Below are 22,811 nucleotides of genomic sequence, written 5' to 3' on the forward strand. Positions count from 1 at the left end.
AGTTTATTTTTTGACAAAAAAGTCATTTATAATTCTCGCCGTAAAAAGCTTGGCTCCGGTATCGTTCATATGCCCGCAGGATGAGAAATATTTATCTTCAACCACTGCATTTTCATAGTTAAGAATTTCAGGATAGGCTTTTTTTACTTTGTCAAAATAGTCCATTCCTTTTACATTCTCGCACATTGGAGTCATTACCGCTATAAAATTAATATTATTGGCCTTACAGAGACTTTTAATTTCTTCATAGTATTTGTTATGCGGCAGCGGATTCAGGTTTACAATGTCATTTTTCATATTTGCGCCTTTCGTTTTTAAAAGCGGGTAATATCCTAAATTATCCAGCATGGAGGTCTTTTTATGAATGGCTGTGAAGAACGTCTCTCTAAATCCAATTTTTCCATCATACTTTATATACCTGTAAAACGGGATATAATACAACTCGTAGAAATCCTTTTCGTTTTCAAAATGTTTCTTTATCGTTTCGGAATTGTGGATGTATGGCAAAAACAGGGCTGCGATTCCTTCTGCTTTTTTTTCACCCGAAAGATTTAAATCGGCTTCCAGAATGACATTTTTAATAACGTATTTCCTTTCAATCATTAATTTCAGCATCAGTGACGCCTCAAATAAATGGCCGCCGCTCATTCCGTAATTAAATGCTTTCAACCCTTTATCTTCAAACATTTGTGCCACAAAATGGTTATTGGCACGAGACGAGCCCAGAATTACCACATCGTATTTTTTAGCTTCTGAATTGAAAACCGTCTCCACTTTACCACGGTTTCGGGATTGCATAAAAACGGCTGTATACAAACCGTCCAGTACAACGGCTACCAAAGCGGTTATGACTATAATTTTGACCGTATAAATTAAAAATTTATTCATTAAAACTGAAAATATATAAATTCTTTATAATCTGAATAGGTTCCGAGAGCCAGTATTGCTGCTATTGCCAATGCCAGTTTCAGCAGGCTGCTTTTTCCTGAAAGCGGTTCGATTTTATTTCTGTTGTTCCATTCCACCAGAACAAACAGACCAATCATTAGCAGAAGTTCATAACTGTAACGTTCATTGTCCAAATACTGGAAACTAAAATCCTTGCTGGTAATCATACGTTTTAAATACTGCACAGCATCTGTTATCGATTTAGCCCTAAAAAAGACCCAGGCTATACAGGTCAGGGAAAAGGTATAGAGAATACTCAGCAGTACTTTTACCGAATCAAAATTAAATTTCAGCTGAATCGCATCCATATTATTTCGGTTGCTGTTGGATAAAAGCAACGGAAGAAAATAAACGGCGTTTATAAATCCCCAGACTACATACGTCCAGTTGGCGCCGTGCCAGAATCCGCTGACCACAAAAATGATAAACGTATTTCTGATCTTCATCCAAAGGCCGCCTTTGCTTCCTCCTAGCGGAATGTAGAGATAATCCCGAAACCAGGACGATAATGAAATATGCCAGCGACGCCAGAACTCGGCAATATCCCTTGAAAAATAGGGGTAATTGAAATTTCGCAACAGGTCTAAACCAAACAGTTTTGAAACGCCTAAGGCAATATCTGAATACCCTGAAAAATCTCCGTAAATCTGAAAGGCAAAATAGATGGCTCCTAAAATAAGAGAGAACGAATTCATGGAAGTATAATGATCAAAAATAGCATTGGCATAAATCGCGCAGGTATCTGCAATAACCACTTTCTTGACCAATCCCCAGATGATTTGGTAAATTCCTTCTTTAGCCACCTGAAAGTCAAACTCCCGTTTTACTTTTACCTGTGGCAATAAATGTGTGGCTCTTTCGATCGGGCCTGCCACCAGAAGAGGAAAATAGCTGACAAAGAGTGAATAATCTACAAAATTGTATTCGGCTTTTATTCGCTTGTAATAAATATCAATCACATACGATAATCCGTGGAACGTATAAAATGAAATTCCAACCGGAAGAATCACGTTCAGTAAAATCGGACTTGCCTGAATTCCTGCCGATCCTAATAATTCTGAGAAAGAAGCGGCAAAAAAGTTATAATATTTAAAAATTCCCAAAAATCCCAAATTGACTATAATGCTAAGCCAGAACCAAAATTTACGGCTTTTTTCAGACTTCCCTTTTTCAATCTGAATACCGGTATAATAATCCAGAAAAGTAGAAAAAACCAATAGGAAAAGAAATCTCCAGTCCCAGCAGGAATAGAAATAATAACTTGCAATAATCAGTAAGGCATTTTGCGTGCTTTTGGTTTTATTGAAAACAAACCAATAGAGAAAAAAAACGATTGGTAAAAAAACAGCAAACGCTAAGGAGTTAAAAAACATAAATTAAATTAATTAGTAAAGTACAACGGCAATCTGTTTATTGCCACAATCAGATTATTACCTAAGCCATTTGGCAATAAAATCATGAATCGGGATATAAAAATCCCCCACATTTTCTTCCACTTTTTCCGGGGGCCAGTTCCACCACTGTATTTTTTTCATTTTATCGATCGTATCGAGATCGTATTTCATTTTTACAATTGCTGCCGGAATCCCTCCGACAACGGCATAATCAGGAACATCTTTTGTGATCACTGAACCTGCCAAAATGGTAACGCCATCCCCTATTTTTACGTTGGGCAAAATTATGGCATTCATTCCAATCCAAACAGCATTGCCGATGATCGTTTTACTTTCCTCTGTTTTTATATTTTTTCTAAAATCAGACTGTGTTTGGTTACCAATGAGCAAATCTTTATCGACCAGATGATTAAAATGAGGAAAGCTTGTCACCTCACTTAGCGTGTGATGGCCTGAATCTAATATAAAATGAACATCGTTTGCTATAGAACAGTATTTTCCAATCTCTAATTGTGAATTCTGATGCCACTGCCAGACAAATGCACCATTATGATACGATTTGTATCCCATTGCTACATTCTTTGCCTGATGCAGGTAGGTTTTATGCTGACCTTTCAGAAAGTCAAAATATCCTTTTCCCAAAAATATCCATGCTATTTTTCGCAAAAAATGTCTCATTTTACTTTTCGTTTATTTTGTTCTTTTAAGGGAAAGCCACTACCCTAAAAGTATCGTTGCCTTCATTAAAAATCTTTAAACTGCTTTTGGTGATTCAGCTGCCAAATATCGTTTTTCTTTAGTGAATCCAAAAATAATTCGCTGCTATTTCCCTGTCCAAAATCATTGGTTGCCAGCTGAACTTTGTGCGAGTCTATAACTTTAAGGGCTTCTTTTATGCTTTCGTGCGAATAATCGGTATTGATAATATCGGCATGAACCGCTCTGTTCTGCTGACGGGTTCCGATATTGATTATGGGAATGCCGTAATAGGGCGCTTCCCGAATTCCGGCGCTGCTGTTACCAATAATGAACTGACTGTTTTTTAGTAAGGTCAGAAAATATTCAAAACGAAGCGATGGAAAAACCCTGAATCTGGTATTTTGTTTTAATCTTTCATAAGAATCCAGAATAAACTGGCTTCCCAAATCATTATTGGGAAAAATAACCAGATAGTTATGGCTGTCCTGCAGTAAACAATCGACAAAAGCTGTTGTGTATTCCTGCATGGCCTGAAATTCGGTGGTCACAGGATGAAACATTACGATCGCAAATGCGTCAAACGGGACCTCATAATACTTTTTGGCCGTTTCTAAATCAGGAAGTTTATCCGAAAACATAATATCGATATCGGGTGAACCGATGGTAAATACAGATTCTTTTATTTCGCCCATCTGAATCAGCCTTTTCGCCGCCTCTTGATTCGATACAAAATGAATGTGGCTTAATTTGCTAACGCTGTGGCGGATTAATTCATCTACGGTGCCTGAAACTTCTCCTCCTTCAATATGGGCTACCAGAATATTGTTCAAAGATCCCACAATAGCTCCTGCGAGTGTTTCTACACGATCACCATGCACGACAATCATATCGGGATTGATAGTTTTACAGTAATGGGATAATCCTTCGATGGTTTTTGCCAGAGTCAGATCCATTGTGGTTTCGTGTGTGTGATTTTCGAAAGTAAATACGTTTTTAAAATGGCAACGCTCAATTTCTATCAATGTATAACCATAAATTTCCTGAAGATGCATTCCGGTTACAAATACAAAGACTTCAAAATCCGGTTGTTGTTCCAGAATTGAAATCAAAGATTTTATTTTGCCAAAATCGGCACGTGTTCCGGTTAGGAAAAGAATTTTTTTCATTTAAAATAATTACGCATTAAAATAAAGCAAGGTCTGAGTGCACTAAAATTTTTCCGGTTTATGGTTTATAAATTTTAAAAGGAAAAAGAATTTTCTGAAAGCGTAATAAAAACTGCTCACAAAAAGTAAGAACGCTTTTTTTAGAGATCCGGCAAGCATTCTTAGTGCTGTTTTGAAATTATATTCTTCGTGCCATAACTGATACCCTCCTATAACTTCATTTTTATACCTGAAAAAAAGCTGTTGCGGAGTTCGTTTTATATGATAGCAAAAAATCGATGGCACAAATTCAATATCGTATCCTTTTTCTAAAACTCTTTTTGACCATTCTTTATCTTCCATGGTCTGAATATCTCCTTTAAATTTCAGTTCTTCCCAGATTTTTTTATTGAATGCAGATCCGCAAAAAATTACTGCTGCACCATTAGGTTCTTCTTTTGCAGAAACTCCGTTGATGTAAAGCGTGAAATCATTATTGTTATGCAGACATCGCAAACCGGCCAGATTGTCGTTCTTTTCGAAACTGCTTTTTATAAGTTTGAAAAAATCGTGACTTACGGGAAATGCATGCGCACTGAAAATCACGACAATATCACTCTCAGCACTTTTGGCGGCTAAATTTGCACTTTCTCCATAAGAGAATTTTTCAATAGTAACTTTCTTAACACCGTTGTACTTTTTTATAATACCATGACTATTGTCTGTAGACAAATTGTCGATAACAATAATCTCCTCAATATCGTCTGTATATCTGCTGGTAAGGTTTTTTAATAGAAAATCTAAAGCATCAGCCTGGTTTTTATTCCTGATAACAACTGATATTTTTTTACTCATAGTCACTAAAGTCTAATTGCTCATCGTTTTCGATATCCCTTGAGGCTACTTTTCCAATTAGATCATTAAAGTGTTCTGCGAGGATTTTACCGGTTCCCGGACGTTTTACCCAAATATTTTCTTTCGATAATATTTCTCCTTTTTTGATGGATGCTATGGCGCAAACTGTTGCAAAGGCAAAATCAATGGTAACTTGTTCTTCTAATGCCGGTTTTTTTGTCCCGCCACGCATTAGGGCCATTTCGGCACTGGATACAATTAATTCCCCGCAGGCTTTTTCATCCATGCTGCAAACAATATCCGGACCGGTTCGTTGCATATGATCTGTAAAATGCCGCTCTAAAATACTGGCGCCAAGCGCCACAGCTCCCAAACAGGCATTGTTATTTAAGGTATGATCGCTCAATCCGAATACTTTATCCGGAAAGGCCTGATGCAGCTCGGTCATGGCACCAAAACGAACCAAATGTATTGGCGTTGGATACAGGTTTGTGGTGTGCAGTAAAGCAACAGGAATTTGATGCTTATCGAAAATCGCTACGGCTTTCTGAATACTTTCTATGGTATTCATACCGGTACTTAAAATGACAGGTTTGCCAAAAGAAGCGATATGCTCTAATAAAGGGTAATTGTTACATTCTCCGGAACCAATTTTATAAGCCGGTATATCAAATTTCTTTAATCGTTCTGCTGCTGCGCGTGAAAATGGTGTCGAAATAAAGATCATTCCTTTACTTTCCACATATTCTTTTAGTTCTAACTCGTCCGCTTCATTAAGGGAACAACGTTCCATGATTTCATAAATAGAAACATCTGCATTACCGGGAATTACTTTTTTTGCGGCGCCACTCATTTCGTCTTCCACAATGTGCGTCTGGTGTTTTACCACCTCAACGCCCGCTCTGTGTGCTGCATCAACCATTTCTTTGGCAACGACAAGAGAACCTTCGTGATTAATTCCTATTTCGGCAATAACTAAGGGTGGAAAATCGGGTCCGATTTTTCTACCGGCAATTTCTATAAATGGGTTCATAAAGGAGTGGTATTTTTATATTATAATTGTTTTTGAAACAGATATGCCGCGTAATCCAAATCTTCCGGGGTATCTATATCAACTTGTGCAAAAATATGATTTACTTCGAACGGAAAAGCATTTTCCGAAATAATAATATCATTCCGGATTAACGACGCTTTGGTAATGTATACTAATCCGTTTTCAAAGAAAAGCGGCTCTAAATCCTGACTTCGCTGGCCGATGGCATAATTAAACGGAATAAATTTCCGGTCTGTGATTTTTCCGAATTTCTGATGATTTCGGGTAACGGTAAATAAACTGTCACAGTTTCCTTTTTGATAGGCCTCAAAAGTATCCACAATCAGATTCTCTGGCCGTAACGGATTGGTAGCCTGAAGTAAGATTACGTTTTCGACAGTATTACTTTCAATAGCTTCCAAAGCATGTCTCAGGGCAGAAACCGTAGGCTCCAAATCACCCGAAATAGCAGCTGGCCTGTCAATTACTTTTGCCCCGAATTGCAGTGCTGTTTTTTTTATTTCTTCATTATCTGTCGAAACATAGACCTCATCAATTATGTTGCTGTTTTGCTGCGCATATAAAATAGAATGTGCCAGCAAAGGCAGCCCTCCCAACATCTGGATATTTTTATCGGGAATTCTTTTAGAGCCTCCGCGAGCCGGTATAATTGCAATCGTTTTCATTTTTTCTGTTTTTATCCCACTGGATTTCCCGAAAGTGTCAGCCTTTTTTTGGTTCCTTTCACTTTCTCCAAAATCGGTTTTTCAATATAAATATACGTTATTGAAGAAACCAAAATCAGTATCGCCACTCTTATTAAGAGGGAAAGGGTCAGATCCTCAATATGAAGGTATTTTTTAATCCTGTAATTGCTTATAAAAAAACAAACCGGGTATTGCAGGATGTAGACCCCAAAACTAATCTCCCCTAAGAATACAAATAGTTTCTTTTGAAATAATTGAGTAATTACTCCTGTATTAAGCGAAATTAAAAGGATCAAAGGTACAAAAAGCAAAGCCGAGGCACTGTGCAGACTGAGTCCAAATGGAAATTTTAAGGCAAAAATCACCAAGCAGACAAACACAAGGATTAACAAATCATAATTTCTTTTCTTTTCACTCAGGTACTTTATAAAAAGCAGTCCGGCCAGATTCCCCACTAAAAACTGATGAAGATGTAATAACGGATTGTAGAGTAGAAAGTCTTTTGCATACACGGAATCACTTTCTCCAAAAGAATGAAACAGCACATTTGTAATGATTTGAGTAAAAATCCAAAATAAAACAATACCAATTGAAATGCGTTTCAAGGACATTTTTTTATACACTTCATTAAACACAAAAGGAAAAATGGCATAAAATAACACTTCGACTGATAAGGACCAGGCCGGAAAATTAAACGAAAGCGCTTTCCCCGGAACCCATGCCTGTATCATGAAGATATTTAGAAAAAATCCGGAGAAATCAAATTTGATATTTAACTGTACAAAAATGACGAGGAGTATGGCCAGAAAATACAACGGGTAAATTCTTGCCCACCTGTTTTTAAAATACGTGATGATGGGAACAAAAGGTTTATTCCCGTACGCTATAATCATCACAAACCCCGATAGTATAAAAAAATAGCTTACACTGATGTTTGCATTCTGAAAAATAAAAGCCAGCTTCGGATTCTCTGTAAAAATGCTTCCGCCACCATAATGAAAGATAACAATTGAAACTGCGGCCAGAAATCTGGTAAAGGTTAATTGGTCGATTCTCATATTCTGTTTACATTCTTTTATAGCCCTTCTTCGATTTAGGCCAGTACGGGTTTCTTTTTAATTTTTATTTTATTCTGAATGGGTTTCTCGATATAAATATAAACTACTGCAGAGAAAATAATTAAAATAAAAAATCTGATAAAAAAGACGATTGTCGGATCTGTGAGATGCAAATATTTATTTACGGTATAGGCGCTTATTAAACAATAGATCGGATGCTGGAAAATATAAATTCCAAAACTGATCTCACCTAAAAAAACACAGGCTCTTTTTTTGAACAGTTGCGTTATAAATCCGTTGTTTAACGCGATGCAAAATATAAGAGGAATAAAAAATACGGCCAGTAATCCGTTATGAAAATTTAAATTTAACGGAAACTTCAGGGCCAGAATGATCAGTGCCACTAAAGCCAAAATGTGGAAATCATAATTTTTTTCTTTGTATTGCATTTTTTTGACAAAGAAGAAACCGGCAAGATTCCCGATTAAAAATTCATTCAGGTGCATTACGGGATTGAATCTTAAAAACCTCGATATGCTTTCAGATTCACCGTGTCCGTAAAGGGCGAAAAAGATATTGAAAACAACCTGACTTAAAATCCAAAAAGAGATGATGTATATTGAAATCTTTTTAAAGGAGAATTTATTAAAAAGCCAGTTCAAAACAAAAGGAAAGACCAGATAGAATATCAATTCGACAGATAATGACCATCCGGGAGGATTGCCCGTCAAAACTTTACCCGGAACCCAGGACTGGATCATAAAAAGATTTAAAAAGAAAGCTGGTACATCGAGATTGTTTATTCGGATTTGCAGGAAAAGCATCATTAGCAGCGCCAAAAAATACAACGGGTAGATTCTGGCAAACCTGTTTCTGAAATAATCCCTGGCAGAAATAACTGATTTGTTTCCGTACGCAATCATCATTACAAAACCGGATAAGATAAAAAAGTAACTGACACATACATCCGCATTATTGAAGATGAAACTCACATAGTCATTATTAAAAACAAAACTTTTTGTCCCATAATGGTAGGCAACAATCGAAATGGCGGCAAGGAATCTTGTAAAAGTTAACTGTTCTAATCTCATTCTTTAATTTTCTTTATTTCTTAATTTGTTTTTAGCTTTTTCAATAATTTCATTCATCCCTTCCTTCCAGTTTTCCATTGCATACAAATCAGCCGGAAATTTAGGGGACTCGAGGTTTCCATCCAGAAATTCGTTTATGGCGGTTTTCCATTCAGAAACGGAATGAGGATTTTTGATTAATTTTCCGAGTTTGCCATATTGCAAAACTTCAGGAACGCCACCCAGGGCAGATGCAATGCAGTAATTACCACAATGCAGGGCTTCTGTCAGACTAAGTCCAAAACCTTCCTCACATAAGGTTGGGAAAAGATAACAATCGGAGGCCTGGTAATATTTAGGAAGTTCATCATTGGGAATTCTCCCTAAAAACAGGACGCCTTCGGTTGCTTCGCGCGGATCGCAGCCTATCACTACTAAAATAATATTTTTGTGCAGCCCGTAAATTTCCTTCCAGACATTTAAAATTAAATTCAATCCTTTTTTGGGCCTGTCCTGAGAACACCAGATAAAGACTTTTTTATCGTTGAAGCCCAACTGTGTTTTTAGGGCTGTTTTTTCTAATTCGGAAACTTTACTGAATTTTTGCGTATCGATGGCATTGTGTAAAACAGAAAAAGAACCCAGTACAATAGTAAGCTGATTTTTATGCGCTGTATAACTATCATGAGTAAGCAGAACCATCTCATCGAGTGCTTCATAAAAATCCTCCTGCGAATCTTTTTTGGTATAGGGCAAATAGCCGTGATAGAAAAACTGAATATAGCACCGATCCTCAATTCCTTTGGAAACAAGATAATTTTTAAGCGGTTTTACCATTCCGTAATTGTCTACAATCTGAATGATGTATTTCTCATTAGGAAGGATGAGTTTGTTAAGAGCCTGAAAATATTCCTGATTTTTTTTCTTTAAAAATTTACGCTGTAATTTGTGCCAGAAAGTAAAATTGACAAAACTATATTGTATTGTCTTGTATGAGTTTTCTGGTTTCGGGCAAACGATACAATCAATTTTATGTTTCCCTTCCAGATAATTTTTATAAAGCGTAGTCCAGCTTCCAATCTTTGAAAAAGGAAGCGGTGCCTGCGAAATAAGGATTACTTTTATGGTATTATCCATGTTTTTGATCGTATTGTATTGCCTCTGTCTTAGAAAGCCCTTTTAATTTGAGGCAATAATACCATATTTTTTTTTGTGTTATTATCCTGGCGAATAATTTATATTTTAATAAAAAGGCCAACTTTGACGATTTTATTTTCCTTAAAACAATCGGTTCCTGAGGAAAAAAATCATTTGGTTTTATTTGTTCGAAGGTTTCACGCATCCAGTCTTCTTCGACATTTCCTAAGTGGTACGCATAATTATCTGCTGTAGAAAGTCGCCACATTCCTTTTTTTACTACGGGAAAATCCAATAGTTTTCCTTCGGTTTCACCACCCAGCATAAAACCGGAATGTTTCATATCGCTTTTTTCAAAGACTTCTTTTCTGTACGTTGTAATAAAGTGTCCGGCGCCCACAACTGCTTTAAAATCCTGATTAGAAACGGTCAGGTATTTTTGAAGGTGAATCTCATTATAGATTTTCGGATTTCCAACGCTCGCCGCAAAGGCTTTTAAGGCTTCCGGATTTTTGACTTTTGTAAAAAAAAGTGATTTCGAAAACAGTAATTCGAACCAAATATTGAAAGTATGATTTTTTAATGATCTGGAGGAAGGAGTCGGACAAACTGCTCCTGTTTTTGGAAATTGCTCAAAAACGTTATAACTTTCTTTTTGCCAGTCATTCAGGAAAAGCACATCGGAATCTGCAATGGTAATAAAAGTAAAGTTATGCCCGGCAATACCTTTTATAATCGAATTAGGTTTTCCGATATTGGTACTATGGATCACTTCGTGAATTTTCCCTTTCTTCTGAAGCCGGTTGAGGTATTCGCTTATTATAATATGACTTCCGTTATTGACAATAGTGATATAGGTTTTGGGATGGATTGTTTTAAACAGGGATTCAAGACAATAGTCCAGAATCTTAAAACTGTCTTTAAAATACCCTTCCTGATCCGGTATGTACACGGGAATGACAACCTGATGAAAGAAGTCATTGGTGTGTTTTATTTTATCTTTATTTGGATTGAACCCGATTCGCATAGTATTAGGTGTATTTTAAGCGCAAATTATCCCCATGTTACATTTTCCTTGATCTTTCTGGCCGGGTTCCCGGCATACACAGCGTTCGGCTCTTCCAGTTTTTTAGTGACTACGCTATTAGCAGCAATTACTGAATTGGACGGTATTTGGGAGCCCTTTAATATTAATCCACGACATCCAACCCATACATTATCTTCTATAACTATTTCTTCCGGAGGATTGACAACACTGCCCTTTTCATTCCAAATGGTATGATGATCGGAATCCATAATCAGGATATCCCATGATAACAAACAGTTCGTACCAAATTCAATTCCTTTAGAACAAACAATCTCGCTTTCTGCGGTGATGGTAAATTTATTTCCGAAAATTACTTTTGCATTTTTAGCTACACTGATTTTGGTACCTTGCCCAAAACCGGCACTTCCTCTAAAAACAAGCTCTCCTGATATTTGTAAGATCGATCGTGAAAATTTTTTATCAAATATACCGACTTTTCCATAACCTATTTTTACCAAACCGTACCGTAAAGGGCATTCGAACCTGATGCTTCCTTTCAATTCATTAAAAAGCACATTTTTAGAAATGAGCACCGGAAACATAATGGCCTCACTAAAGGGAAAATATTTAAAATTAAAATAAATGGTTTTAAAATTTTCCTTAACCAGACGTTTGGACAAAAAAATAGATTTGTTAATAAAATTATTCATCTTTTTCAGCAAAAAAGTTACACAGACAATAAACCGGTCTGAGATATAAATCGATCTTATTTATCTTGACTTGATTTTGAGGATAAATCTCATTCCACATATTGGTGGCACTTAGCAATAATCTCCTTGCAATTTTATGAAGCAAAAACGGGTTTGTGATTCCCATTTTTTTAAAATTGAAAAACATTTTTTTGTGAAGACCGATGTATTTTTTTCGTTGAAGGGAAAGCCTGTCCGCATTATCATATTCTCTGTAATAGGCTAATGGCTCGTTGATGTAATGCACTTTATGTCTGTAAAACATGCGCTGATAGAAATCAACATCTTCTCCTATTTTTATGCTCTCGTCAAATAATAAATCAGCCTGAAATACTTCCTTTCTGATTAAAGGAGTTGGCGATTTAACCACCCAGACTCCCAGAGCATTCCAGAAAACATCACCGGAACGTTTATGGATTTTGTTCTGTGAAGCCCCAAAATATTTTCCGGTTACTTTTCCTTCTTTATCTACGACAGCAACAGAAGAATGAACACAATCAACGGAAGTGTTTTCTAATAATACGCTGACCTGCTTTTCGATTTTAGAAGTTTCCCAAAAATCATCATCGTCCAGAAAGGCTATATATTCGCCTTTGGATAGCTTGATCCCATAATTTCTTGCTGATGACAATCCCCCGTTTTCTTTGAAATGATACCTGCAATTCGGGAATTCTGCGCAGATTGATTCAGCATAATTTATAGAAGATCCATCATCAATTACCAGTATTTCAATATTTTTATAAGACTGCCCCACTACCGACTGAATCGCATTTTTAAGATATTCACTACGATTGTAGGTGGGGATAATAACAGTTACTAAAGGCCTCATTTGTTTAAAATTTTTGAAATGATAAACTGAACCAATTTATAAAAATATAGCCCTGTTAATTTTTTGTCCGACTGAATCTCCTGAATACTTGACGTATTTAAAAATTCTTTCTTATTGGTCCAGACATAGTTTTTTATATAATGGTCGATAAACTGGCCATACTTTTCCGTCTGCCCGAAATAATTTAAATAACCGGCTTTTTCGTGGTAAACGTTTTCTAATTTATTTTTTTGCAGGTAAGACGAGGTTGAACCTTCATGCCTTCTGAAAAAATTTAAATTCTTATTTAAAAACGCAAAAGAATTGTTTTGCACTAAATAGGACCATAGAAAAATATCCGAACACAATTTGTTCTGAAAAAGTACAGCCGGAATTTCAGTTTCAGGCTTTCTGAAAACAACCGAACTTCCGTTGGTAATAAAAGTATCAAAAGGCATTGAGTTTAAAAAAACTTCCTTGTGTATAATTCTATATTCGCCCTCGGGTGTGTTGAGATCTTTTGTCCTGTTTGCTGAATCGTAAATAACAGTACCATTCTCAACATATTTACTGCCGCAAAAGGCCAGTGAAGCAGTATCATTCAACTCTAAAATGTTCACTAATTCTTCCAGAAAAGAGGGTTCTGAATAATCGTCTGTTTCGGCAATCCAGATGAATTCTGTTTCGGCCAGTTCAATTCCTTTTTGCCAGGAAAAATAACCGCTGCCCGAGTTTGATTCATTTACAATAAAGTACCTGACGTTAAAATCCGGATTGCTGTTCAGGAAATCAGTGATGATCTGGACACTGTTATCGGTCGATTTATCGTCAATTATAATCGCTTCCCAGTCTTTATAGGTTTGATTAGAGATACTTTCTAACCGGTCCGTTAAAAACGCACTGTGATTATAACTCGGTAGTATGATGGAAAGCTTTGCCATTTATCTTGCCTTAAGTCGTACTAGTAGTTTAAAAAAAGATCTGGCGGGTCTTAAAAGACCTGTTTTCTTTAATCCTTTTTTTATCATCAGGCCGGTTTGGTAGCTGTTTGACTTTTTGAGTTCCTTTAATTTAATCCTGAAATTTTCATTTGAATCATAACATCTGGAAATTAAATCGAAAGAAAACCTGTAATATTCGTCGTAGCTTAGTATGGCTTTAAAAGATTCCAGAACCTTTATCTTGTTATCGTCAATACCAAGCGTCATCATTCTGCTGGAGGGGTTAATTCTGTAAAAGGCTAAAGGTTTATCAATAAAAACGGCCTTGTTTGTCATTTTAAAAAGACTGACCCAAACTACCCAATCCTCTTGTGCTGACAGATTTTCGGGAAAACGAATGGTTTTAAATAAGGCTGCATCAAAAAAGCCGCACTGCATCTGAAGCGAAAAAGAAACATTCCACTGAAATAAAAAGCCTTCCACATTAAAAAGGGATTCATCCAAAACACAAAATGGCGGCAATGAAGCTTCCTTATGGTCAGCAATCATCCTGAAATTGGAAATAACTATTTTTACCTCTTTGTTCTCCGGCAATTCTAATTGAAGTAATGACAACTCCAGTTTGGTTTTCTCTAAAATATCATCTGAATCCAGAAATTGGATAAAGGCTCCTTTTGCCGCTTCAATACCGAAATTTCTGGTACTGCTGACCCCTCCGTTTTCTTTAAACAAATAAACAAAACGGGAATCCCTGGCCGCAAAGCTTTGTGCGACTGCTGCAGTATTATCGACACTTCCGTCGTCAATGATTAAACATTCCCAATTGGAGAAAGTCTGATTACTGACGGACTCTAGCGCTTCACCCAGATACTGCCCCTGGTTATAGCATGGTACAATAATGGAAACTAATGGATTCATTGATTAGTTGTCAATTGATTAAAGAAAAGATCGTATTGATTGGCAATCTTTTCCGGTTGGTATAAATTCTTCTTTTCTGTATATTCTTTGGTTGTAAAGAAGGCTGTTTTTTTGGAATCTAAAACACTTTTAATCACCTCATCGTAATTTTTTTTCTCCAGATCTAATAGTGGAAAATCGAAAAAACGCGCCACTTCGGTTAGATTGCCCACTTTTGGAATGATCATCGGTTTATCAAAAGTAAGTCCAAGATATAAATTTCCCGAATTCAGATTTCTGATTCTGGGTATTACAATCAGCGAGGAGTCTTTTACCAGATCGACCATATAATCGTAATCTAAAAATTTGTATCCAAAAAAGTACTGATTTTTACGAAGCGGGAAACAATATATTTTTTCTGCAATCTTTTTGTATATTTTCCGGAAACGATAGGGGAAATAAGACGGCCTGTTTATAAATTGAAACATATTCGGAACGATCAGGAATTTATTTTTTAAAGGGATTTTCCTGAAAATTTTTAAAATCAATTTGGCTTCTTCATCAGATCTGATGGCTCCAATAACCGAAACTATATATTTATCTTCTAAATTTAACTGAAATCTTTCCTTGAAATCTGCCTTTTGGTAATCTCCCGTCAGACTCTCGTATAAGGGATGATATATTACAGTATGCTGGCAATTATCAGAAAAAAGAGGTGCGTATTTTTCTAATGAATAATTCCCTAAATGAATAACGCCATCGGCATGTTTTTGAATCAGTCTGAACAAATCGATAAATTGATTCTCTTCGTCATAATGTGATTCTATGTCATTTAAAGTGAAAACAATTTTCGAATGTTGTTTCCATTCTAAAATCTTCTTTTCGAAATCTCTCAGTTCTTCGGCTGTTGGAATAACCCAATTAAAGATCGCTTCCGGAAATTGGATATTTACAATTTCATAGGAACTTTTATACTTCTTAAAATCACCAAAAATAAAATTACAATCCGAAAAAAAAATAATTTCATCCAGGTAAATATTTCTATCCTTTAGATGGGGAACAAATACTTCCATAAATTCTTCATTTTTTTTCTTTTGATTCTTCGGTAAAGAAACTCAATTGTAATTATTTCTGTCAATCTAAATTTGAATTTAAAACATTCCTTACACAAAAATTTTATTTTGGTAAAGTCCGAAATATTGCCAAAAATATTGATTAGCTGCGAATGGGCGTATTGTTTTAGTCTTTTATTTTCAACCTTAAAATTAACCTGCACGAAATACAGGAATAAAAAGAGGCTCTTTACTTTTAGCCGGATGTTTTTTAGATTCGAAGGTTCAGAAGAGATATTGATTCCGCTTAGTCTCCAGTAAACACTTGCCGATTTGATATAATGAATTCCGTTATTTTTACTAAAAACGAGCCAGGTCGCATAATCCGAGAACCAGGCGAGCGGAAAGTCTACAAAGCCCTTATTAGCACTATAAATAGCTCTGCTAAAGATAAATTCGCTTGCTGTGATCGTTTCTTTCATCAGGAGCATCTGATCTAGTAGTTGTTCTGCTTTTTCGTGAACTTCATGCTCAAAATTTGACCCCTGCAATTGTCCTTCCTTGTCTATAATGCTAAGATTAAACCGGATTAAATCGACTTTTTCTTTTTTTGAATCTAAGAATCCATAAAATTCCTCTACTACATTACTCCCCAAAACATCATCATCTCCTAAGAGCATCAGCCATTTTTCTGCTGTAGAAAGCGCAATACAGCGCTCCCATTGTCGCGTTAATGAAATACTGCCCAGGTTATCCTCAAAACGATGATAAACAAAATCAATTTTTTTTTTGTATCGCGCTAATAAAACCGAACAATCTTCCGTGCTGGCGTCATCACCGATATAAACCCTAAACCGCTTATCTGTTTGATTGGCCAGTGATTCTAAGGCAGCCTCAAAAAAAGTAAGTTTGTAATACGGAATGATTATGGCCAGCATACTATTTTAAGTTTAGGAATTCTTTCCAAAAAACGGTGTGATATTTATTTTTGGGAGCTATTAAAAATAGTTTAAGCCAGATTCTTAAGGCAAGAAAAGGCCTTTTATAAGTAAACGACAGATAAATTATTTTCTTAGCATTTTCAATCTCCAGAACCTTAAGTTCTTCCTTTTGCATTTTATTTACTCCAAGAGGCAATATACTGTTATATAAACGATGTATTTTCAAAGTTGATTGTACCCAGTCGCCGCTTAATTGTCCTTCGGATAAATGTTCTACTAAAAATTGGTTTGTTACGACAATCTTTTTATTGTTCCGTTTCACATTAAAGGAAAGATCTAAATCATAGTTATGGAAACCGCCCAGCTTTTCATGAAACAAAAATGCATCGGCTTTGCGCATCGCCATAAAAACACCATCAATAGCTACCACTTCTTCTACGGCTTTATCTTTCCAGCCCACATGCCAGTTTTCAATCTCCCCGCTAGTAAGATGCTGCCTTATATTGATGATCCTGTTTTCTTCAGGACAATCCCACCATGCGGAAGGCATTTTGGTTTTTACTGTCGCTCCTGCAATACCAATTAGTCCAATTTTTTCGTCAGCTGCAAAAATTGACTCAATAACCTTTCCCCACCCCGGAGTATGGAATACAATATCGTCATGAATAAAACACAGATAAGTTCCGGTACTTTTTTGGATTCCTAAATTATAAGCTTCAAAAATCGAATATTCATTTTGCGAGTTATCGATTACAAGTAATTCATATTCAGAATCAATTGTATTTTTTATATTCTCCTGAAACTCCTGAACGATTTGTTTTGTCCGGGAACAAATGATTATTGACAGCATTTATTTTGAGAGTATCTTCTTTATTTTTTTTACAAACAGCTTTGGATTTTTATAATAAAAACCTAACATTTTAATTTTAATAAAAATAAAATGACGGGAAACAAAAGCATCTTTGTAATGTGCTTCCATTTTTTCTTCATAATAGGACTCCATCATATTGTAATGCTCCGTTACCACGCGTATTTGTTTATCTAAAATAATTCTCTTGATATTTTCATCCGTAAGGTAACCGATCATGCAGGAATACATTTTGACGTTATTATTGGCAATATCTAAAGCTGACATTCTTGAAATTACCCCAACGTTATATCTGTAGACTGCCATTTTATCCTCTAAATATTTCAGTTTCCCGTAGCCGGCAAGAATAATATAAAGAAAATAATCCCCTATAGGAGATAATCGAAACTCAAAAGGAAGACTTCTGGTTACATTTCTAAAAACGACAGAAGGGGTATGTATATAATTTCCAAGTCTTGCTAAAGTTTCAATGGTTTCATGGTTTTCCGGAACCTTTGTAATAAAATCATCATCAATTGTTCCATCCGGTCTTAAAATTTTTATGGGATGAAAGCATAAAACATAGTCCGGATTTGCTTCTAAAAAATCAACCTGTTTTTGTAGTTTTAACGGGTCTGTCCAATAATCATCTCCTTCACAAAGGGCAATGTATTTTCCTAAACATTGACTAAAGGCAAAAATGCCATTTTCCTGCATTCCGATGTTTTTATCCTGCCTGAAATATTTGATTCTATGACCCTGAGAATGGTTTTTGATGATGTCGTTAATTATTTCCGGTGTACTGTCAGGTGAGCAGTCATCAGCAATAATTAATTCAAAATCAAAATTCGTCTGCTGCATTAAAACTCCTTCTATAGCTTGCTTTATATAAAGTTCATGCTTAAACGTTATCATATTGACCGAAACAGTCAATTCCTTATTTTCCATTGCTGCAAGAGTTAAATTTTATCATAATACTGAAATTAGACCCTAATAAGACAAAGCTTATTTTTCGATATTATTTTTCCACTGAAATTGTGGTTTAATATAACCCGGTTCCCTGCCCATGTAGGTTCCTAACTCTCTTCCGGAATCGACCACTGTAAAAGAAATGATATCACTTTCGGTAAAAAGCAATTGTCTTGAATCTTCAATGATAAAGAGCGATAAAAAATATTGCCCCGATTGAAAAAACGAGGCCGGAAAATCGCAGCTAATATTGTTTACTCCGGTTTCCAGAGAAAATGATCCGGCATTCGAAAAGGAAAACATCGCCTCACCCATTTCATTGTATAAATGGTAGGTGATATGATAGCGTTCTGCATCTTTTACTTTTAAGTCTAATTTCGTCGTAAGGGTAATGACCTCTTTTTCCTGCAGTAGTTCATGTGAAGTTCTGCCTGGATTATTTAATGAAATTTCATCTAGCTTAAAGATGGGAAAATCATGCTCTTTTCCAAACGTTTTTAAATTCATTGCTTCAGGATCACCTCCAAGATAATAACTTACGGCATTTTCTATATCCCCTTCAAAAACCACCTTTCCATGCTCTAAAATAATTCCTTTATTACATAAGCTCTTCACCGCTGCCATATTATGACTCACAAACAAAACGGTGCGTCCCTGTCCTTTCGAAATGTCCTGCATTTTTCCGATCGCTTTCTTTTGGAATTCTGCATCACCTACCGCTAAAACCTCATCAATTACTAAAATTTCAGGTTCTAAAAAAGCCGCGACTGCAAAGGCCAGCCGAACCGTCATTCCGGAACTGTATCTTTTTACAGGCGTGTCTATATAACGTTCGCAACCGGAGAATTCTATGATTTCATCCAGTTTTGAAGCAATTTCCTTTTTGGTCATACCTAAAATGGCACCGTTTAGGAAAATATTTTCACGACCGGTCATTTCGCCATGAAAACCTGTACCCACTTCGAGAAGTGAAGCAATTCGACCGCGTGATTTTATACTCCCCGTGGTTGGAGCGGTTACTTTTGATAATATCTTTAGAAGTGTGGACTTTCCTGCTCCGTTTTTACCAATAATGCCTAATACCTGTCCGCGCTCCACCTCAAAATTTATATCCTGCAAAGCCCAGACATATTCGGAAACTGCTTTAGTAGAACGGTCATTTGTATCCCCAATTTTAAGATAAGGATCTTCTTTTCCGCGCACCTGATGCCACCATCTGTTTAAATCGTGACTTAATGTTCCCGTACCGACCTGACCTAACCGGTATTGTTTAGAAATATTTTCGGCCTTTAATATGATATCTTTTTCCAATTGAAAAATTATAAGTTTTGTATTTTTAAAAATTTAAACAGTGTCAATAAAGCTTTTTTCCGTTTTATTGAAAACTAAAAGACCAAGAAAAAATACTGCTATGGTAATAATCGTAGTGTAACACAGTCCCAAAATTGATATTTCGCCCACATTTAAAAGCATATATCTGGAGGTTTCTATAATATAGGCCAGAGGATTATATTCTACAATCCAGCCATAACCCGGCAGTTTTTGTTTAATTAATTCCATTGGATACATTACTGCTGATAAGTACATAAGTAATTGTATTCCGAAACCAATAAGGTAGCTAAAATCACGGTATTTTGTAACCAGTGAAGAAATAAACATTCCCAGTCCCAAACCCAAAAATCCCATGACCAGAATTAGCACCGGGAAAAGAAATACAGAACCATTTAAGCTCAGGTCTTTCCCCTGAATGTAATAGTAACAATAAAAGGCAATGAAAATAAAAAATTGTATCCCGAATTTAATCAGATTCGAAATGACGACTGAAAGAGGCGTTATAATTCTGGGAAAATAGACTTTACCAAATATTCCGGCATTGGCTTTAAAAGTATCAGAAGTGCCGTTTAGACAGGCTGTGAAATAATTCCAAACCGTTATACCTGCCAGATTGAAAAGAAACGGAGGTACATTACCGGTGTTGATTCCGGCAACGTTGTTAAATATTATGGTAAAAGTTATTGCAGTAAAAAGAGGCTGAATCAGATACCATAAAGGACCCAATACAGTTTGTTTATAAACAGTAATAACATCTCGTTTTACAAAAAGAAACAGTAAATCGCGATATTGCCAGACTTCTTTAAGATTTAGTGAGAAGAATTTGTTTTTGGGTGTTATTTCAAACAACCAGTCATTAGTAGTATTTGTATTGTTCATTTTCAGTTGTATTACAATTAAATTGCAATAATATTATTTAAGATAGACAGGGGGCTTCCTTACTATACACGCAATTAACAAGATTTTTAGTCTTTTAAAAATTATTAAAAAAGCAAAAAGGCGTTTTAAAAAAAACACCCTTTTTATATCTCATTTCAATCAAAATTTAATTTTTAAATTAATTATCCAAAACTTCAAAAGCCGAATTCATACTTTTGAATTCCGGAACAATTTTTTTCATTTTAGCAACAATATCATCATTGTCATAGAAATCTGCAATCCCGATCAGTTCATCAATCTCAATATGGAGGTTTTCATATTCGTCCTGTATTTCCTGAGCGATCATGATTTTATTATGATAGGTCGGCAATGTTTTGGAAGTATCATTTAATAATTCTTCATATAATTTTTCTCCGGGTCTCAATCCGACAATTTTTATTTTTATTTCCTTGTCAGGAATAAAACCTGCCAGTTTGATCATCTTTTTGGCTAAGTCAATAATTTTCACCGGTTTTCCCATATCGAAGATGTAAATCTCCCCTCCGTTACCCATTGCTCCGGCTTCCAGTACCAACTGGCATGCTTCCGGGATCGTCATAAAATAACGGATAATGTCCTGATGTGTTATGGTAACAGGTCCACCTGCAGCAATTTGCTTGGTAAACAAAGGCACCACTGATCCGTTCGAACCTAAAACATTACCGAAACGGGTGGTAATAAATTTGGTTACTACTTCGAAATTCTCCTGCTGGTTTTTTAAAAATAAAGACTGAACGTATTTCTCTGCAATTCTTTTACTGGCCCCCATTACATTGCTGGGATTAACTGCTTTGTCAGTAGAAACCATCACAAATTTTCGAACATTGTATTTGCAGGATAAATCGGCTAGGTTTCTGGTCCCTTTAATGTTTGTTAATATCGCCTGTGCCGGGTTTTCTTCCATTAATGGAACATGTTTGTAAGCAGCTGCATGATAAACAACATGAGGGTTGTATGTTTTGAAAACTTTTTCAAGTGATTTCTTACTTCTCACATCAGCAATTACCGCTACAATTTTAGTTTCAGAATCAACACTTAAAATTTCTAAGCATAAATTATGGAGTGGTGTTTCGGCATGATCTAAAATAATAATTCTTTTAGGGCTAAACCCTAGTACCTGTCTTACTATTTCACTTCCTATTGATCCTGCTGCGCCTGTAATTAATACGGTTTTATCTTTTAATTGTTTCGAAATCGATTTACTGTCCAGTACAATTGGTTTTCTTTCCAGTAAATCTTCAATTTGTATGTTTTTTACTTTTTGGGAAATCTCTTTCTGGTTTTCCCAGTCGGAGATCAGTGGTACTGTATAAACTCTGTAGTTAAACTCAAGACATTGGTCAACAATAATTAATTGTTCCTCTTTAGACAAACTTTTATCGGCTATAATGACACCTTCTGCCGCTACAGACCGCATTAAGGCCGGTAATTTTTTTCTTAGAATCAAAATTGGAAGATCAAGCATTCGCTTAGAGGCATTCTGATTGTTTTTATCAACAAAACCAACAATCTTAAATCTTGACGGTGTTTCAAATTTTAAAGCATTGGCTACTGATATAGCATTGGCGTCCGTTCCGTAAATAACAGTCCTGATTAGCTTAGAATTTGTTTTCTCTGAGAAATATAATTCGAAAGTTTGTTTTACAATTACGCGATATAGAAACAATCCGCAAAAAGACAGCACCAGATTAATAAAAAGGGCTGTATTTAAGAAGGCTTTGTGCCCGAAATATAATTCAAAAACTAAATTTAAAAACAAGAAAAACACTAAAACGGACATCTGCGAAAACAGTAGCTTTATCGCATCAATATAAGAGGAATGCCTTATAATACCGGAATAGGTCCTGAACAACCAAAAGAAAAATACATTTACAAAAATGAGGCTGCCTACGAAATAAAAATGATGTGAAGTTATAATATAGCCTAATGCAGTACCTTCAAACAGCATATAGGTAAAAGTAAAAGAAAAAATCAGGACCATTACATCTATTCCAACAATAATCCACCTTGGCAAATAGCTAAGGTTATTTATATTGGCTCTTAAATTTCTTGGCGAAAGAAAAGTATGCAGGAAATCCGTGACTTTGGTTTGTTTATCTGTATTCAATTTGGTTTTGCTTTGATAATCTTAATTGTAATTATTACAAAAATACAAATTAAAGATATTAAAATTTTCTTTTCATTTAAAAATAACATGTGTAGTTCTTACTATATGTTATAAAAAATTGCATTAAAGCGTGTTTTTATAATTAAAAGTAAATAGTATTATATATCCTGTAAAATT

Annotated in this window: 22 protein-coding genes; all 22 read right to left on the bottom strand. The window is 35.6% G+C overall.

What is annotated here, in order from left to right; all coding sequences use genetic code 11:
• Positions 1-3: 3 nt before the first annotated feature.
• Positions 4-888, bottom strand: coding sequence for a hypothetical protein (locus D0817_RS11060; protein ID WP_127338455.1), 885 nt, complete (start codon positions 886-888; stop codon positions 4-6).
• Entirely contained in the window at positions 888-2,321 is a 1,434-nt protein-coding gene (locus tag D0817_RS11065) for an MBOAT family O-acyltransferase (protein WP_127338456.1), read from the bottom strand. Before D0817_RS11065 ends, D0817_RS11060 begins: the two co-directional genes overlap by 1 nt.
• A 57-nt stretch (positions 2,322-2,378) precedes the next feature.
• The gene (locus D0817_RS11070; RefSeq protein ID WP_127338457.1) at positions 2,379-3,020 is read right to left on the bottom strand and encodes a CatB-related O-acetyltransferase; all 642 of its coding nucleotides are present in this window, start codon (positions 3,018-3,020) and stop codon (positions 2,379-2,381) included.
• A gap of 65 nt (positions 3,021-3,085) precedes the next feature.
• On the bottom strand, positions 3,086-4,207 hold the full coding sequence (gene neuC / locus D0817_RS11075) for a UDP-N-acetylglucosamine 2-epimerase (RefSeq protein WP_127338458.1): 1,122 nt from the start codon (positions 4,205-4,207) through the stop codon (positions 3,086-3,088).
• 42 nt (positions 4,208-4,249) lie between these two features.
• Positions 4,250-5,041, bottom strand: a complete 792-nt coding sequence (locus D0817_RS11080) for a glycosyltransferase family 2 protein (RefSeq protein ID WP_127338459.1) — start codon at positions 5,039-5,041, stop codon at positions 4,250-4,252.
• The gene (gene neuB / locus D0817_RS11085; RefSeq protein WP_127338460.1) at positions 5,034-6,074 is read right to left on the bottom strand and encodes an N-acetylneuraminate synthase; all 1,041 of its coding nucleotides are present in this window, start codon (positions 6,072-6,074) and stop codon (positions 5,034-5,036) included. The genes D0817_RS11080 and neuB overlap by 8 nt, the downstream gene beginning before the upstream one ends.
• Before the next feature lie 20 nt (positions 6,075-6,094).
• A complete protein-coding gene (locus D0817_RS11090; protein ID WP_127338461.1) occupies positions 6,095-6,760 on the bottom strand; it encodes an acylneuraminate cytidylyltransferase family protein in 666 nt (221 codons plus the stop codon).
• An 11-nt stretch (positions 6,761-6,771) separates the two neighbouring features.
• Entirely contained in the window at positions 6,772-7,839 is a 1,068-nt protein-coding gene (locus D0817_RS11095; protein ID WP_127338462.1) for an acyltransferase family protein, read from the bottom strand.
• A gap of 35 nt (positions 7,840-7,874) precedes the next feature.
• A complete protein-coding gene (locus tag D0817_RS11100; protein ID WP_127338463.1) occupies positions 7,875-8,930 on the bottom strand; it encodes an acyltransferase family protein in 1,056 nt (351 codons plus the stop codon).
• A 3-nt stretch (positions 8,931-8,933) separates the two neighbouring features.
• Positions 8,934-10,046, bottom strand: a complete 1,113-nt coding sequence (locus D0817_RS11105; protein ID WP_127338464.1) for a glycosyltransferase family 4 protein — start codon at positions 10,044-10,046, stop codon at positions 8,934-8,936.
• Positions 10,039-11,073, bottom strand: coding sequence for a glycosyltransferase family A protein (locus D0817_RS11110; RefSeq protein ID WP_127338465.1), 1,035 nt, complete (start codon positions 11,071-11,073; stop codon positions 10,039-10,041). The genes D0817_RS11105 and D0817_RS11110 overlap by 8 nt, the downstream gene beginning before the upstream one ends.
• Before the next feature lie 26 nt (positions 11,074-11,099).
• A complete protein-coding gene (locus tag D0817_RS11115; protein ID WP_127338466.1) occupies positions 11,100-11,783 on the bottom strand; it encodes an acyltransferase in 684 nt (227 codons plus the stop codon).
• Positions 11,776-12,651, bottom strand: a complete 876-nt coding sequence (locus tag D0817_RS11120) for a glycosyltransferase family 2 protein (RefSeq protein WP_127338467.1) — start codon at positions 12,649-12,651, stop codon at positions 11,776-11,778. The genes D0817_RS11115 and D0817_RS11120 overlap by 8 nt, the downstream gene beginning before the upstream one ends.
• Complete coding sequence (locus tag D0817_RS11125) at positions 12,648-13,571, bottom strand: glycosyltransferase family 2 protein (RefSeq protein WP_127338468.1); 924 nt, start codon at positions 13,569-13,571, stop codon at positions 12,648-12,650. The genes D0817_RS11120 and D0817_RS11125 overlap by 4 nt, the downstream gene beginning before the upstream one ends.
• Positions 13,572-14,489, bottom strand: a complete 918-nt coding sequence (locus D0817_RS11130) for a glycosyltransferase family 2 protein (protein ID WP_127338469.1) — start codon at positions 14,487-14,489, stop codon at positions 13,572-13,574.
• A complete protein-coding gene (locus D0817_RS11135) occupies positions 14,486-15,541 on the bottom strand; it encodes a hypothetical protein (protein WP_127338470.1) in 1,056 nt (351 codons plus the stop codon). Before D0817_RS11135 ends, D0817_RS11130 begins: the two co-directional genes overlap by 4 nt.
• The gene (locus tag D0817_RS11140; protein ID WP_127338471.1) at positions 15,517-16,458 is read right to left on the bottom strand and encodes a glycosyltransferase family 2 protein; all 942 of its coding nucleotides are present in this window, start codon (positions 16,456-16,458) and stop codon (positions 15,517-15,519) included. The genes D0817_RS11135 and D0817_RS11140 overlap by 25 nt, the downstream gene beginning before the upstream one ends.
• Position 16,459: 1 nt before the next feature.
• Positions 16,460-17,311: a glycosyltransferase gene (locus tag D0817_RS11145; protein ID WP_127338472.1), complete on the bottom strand. Its 852-nt coding sequence runs from the start codon at positions 17,309-17,311 to the stop codon at positions 16,460-16,462.
• On the bottom strand, positions 17,312-18,256 hold the full coding sequence (locus D0817_RS11150) for a glycosyltransferase family 2 protein (RefSeq protein ID WP_127338473.1): 945 nt from the start codon (positions 18,254-18,256) through the stop codon (positions 17,312-17,314).
• Between the two features lie 57 nt (positions 18,257-18,313).
• Positions 18,314-19,588, bottom strand: a complete 1,275-nt coding sequence (locus D0817_RS11155) for an ABC transporter ATP-binding protein (protein ID WP_202866475.1) — start codon at positions 19,586-19,588, stop codon at positions 18,314-18,316.
• A 33-nt stretch (positions 19,589-19,621) separates the two neighbouring features.
• On the bottom strand, positions 19,622-20,488 hold the full coding sequence (locus tag D0817_RS11160; RefSeq protein ID WP_127338475.1) for an ABC transporter permease: 867 nt from the start codon (positions 20,486-20,488) through the stop codon (positions 19,622-19,624).
• Positions 20,489-20,666: 178 nt separating this feature from the next.
• The gene (locus D0817_RS11165) at positions 20,667-22,634 is read right to left on the bottom strand and encodes a polysaccharide biosynthesis protein (protein ID WP_127338476.1); all 1,968 of its coding nucleotides are present in this window, start codon (positions 22,632-22,634) and stop codon (positions 20,667-20,669) included.
• Positions 22,635-22,811: the final 177 nt, after the last annotated feature.

The sequence above is a fragment of the Flavobacterium cupreum genome (genome assembly GCF_003996965.1).
In the GTDB taxonomy this organism is placed as follows: Bacteria; Bacteroidota; Bacteroidia; order Flavobacteriales; family Flavobacteriaceae; genus Flavobacterium; species Flavobacterium cupreum.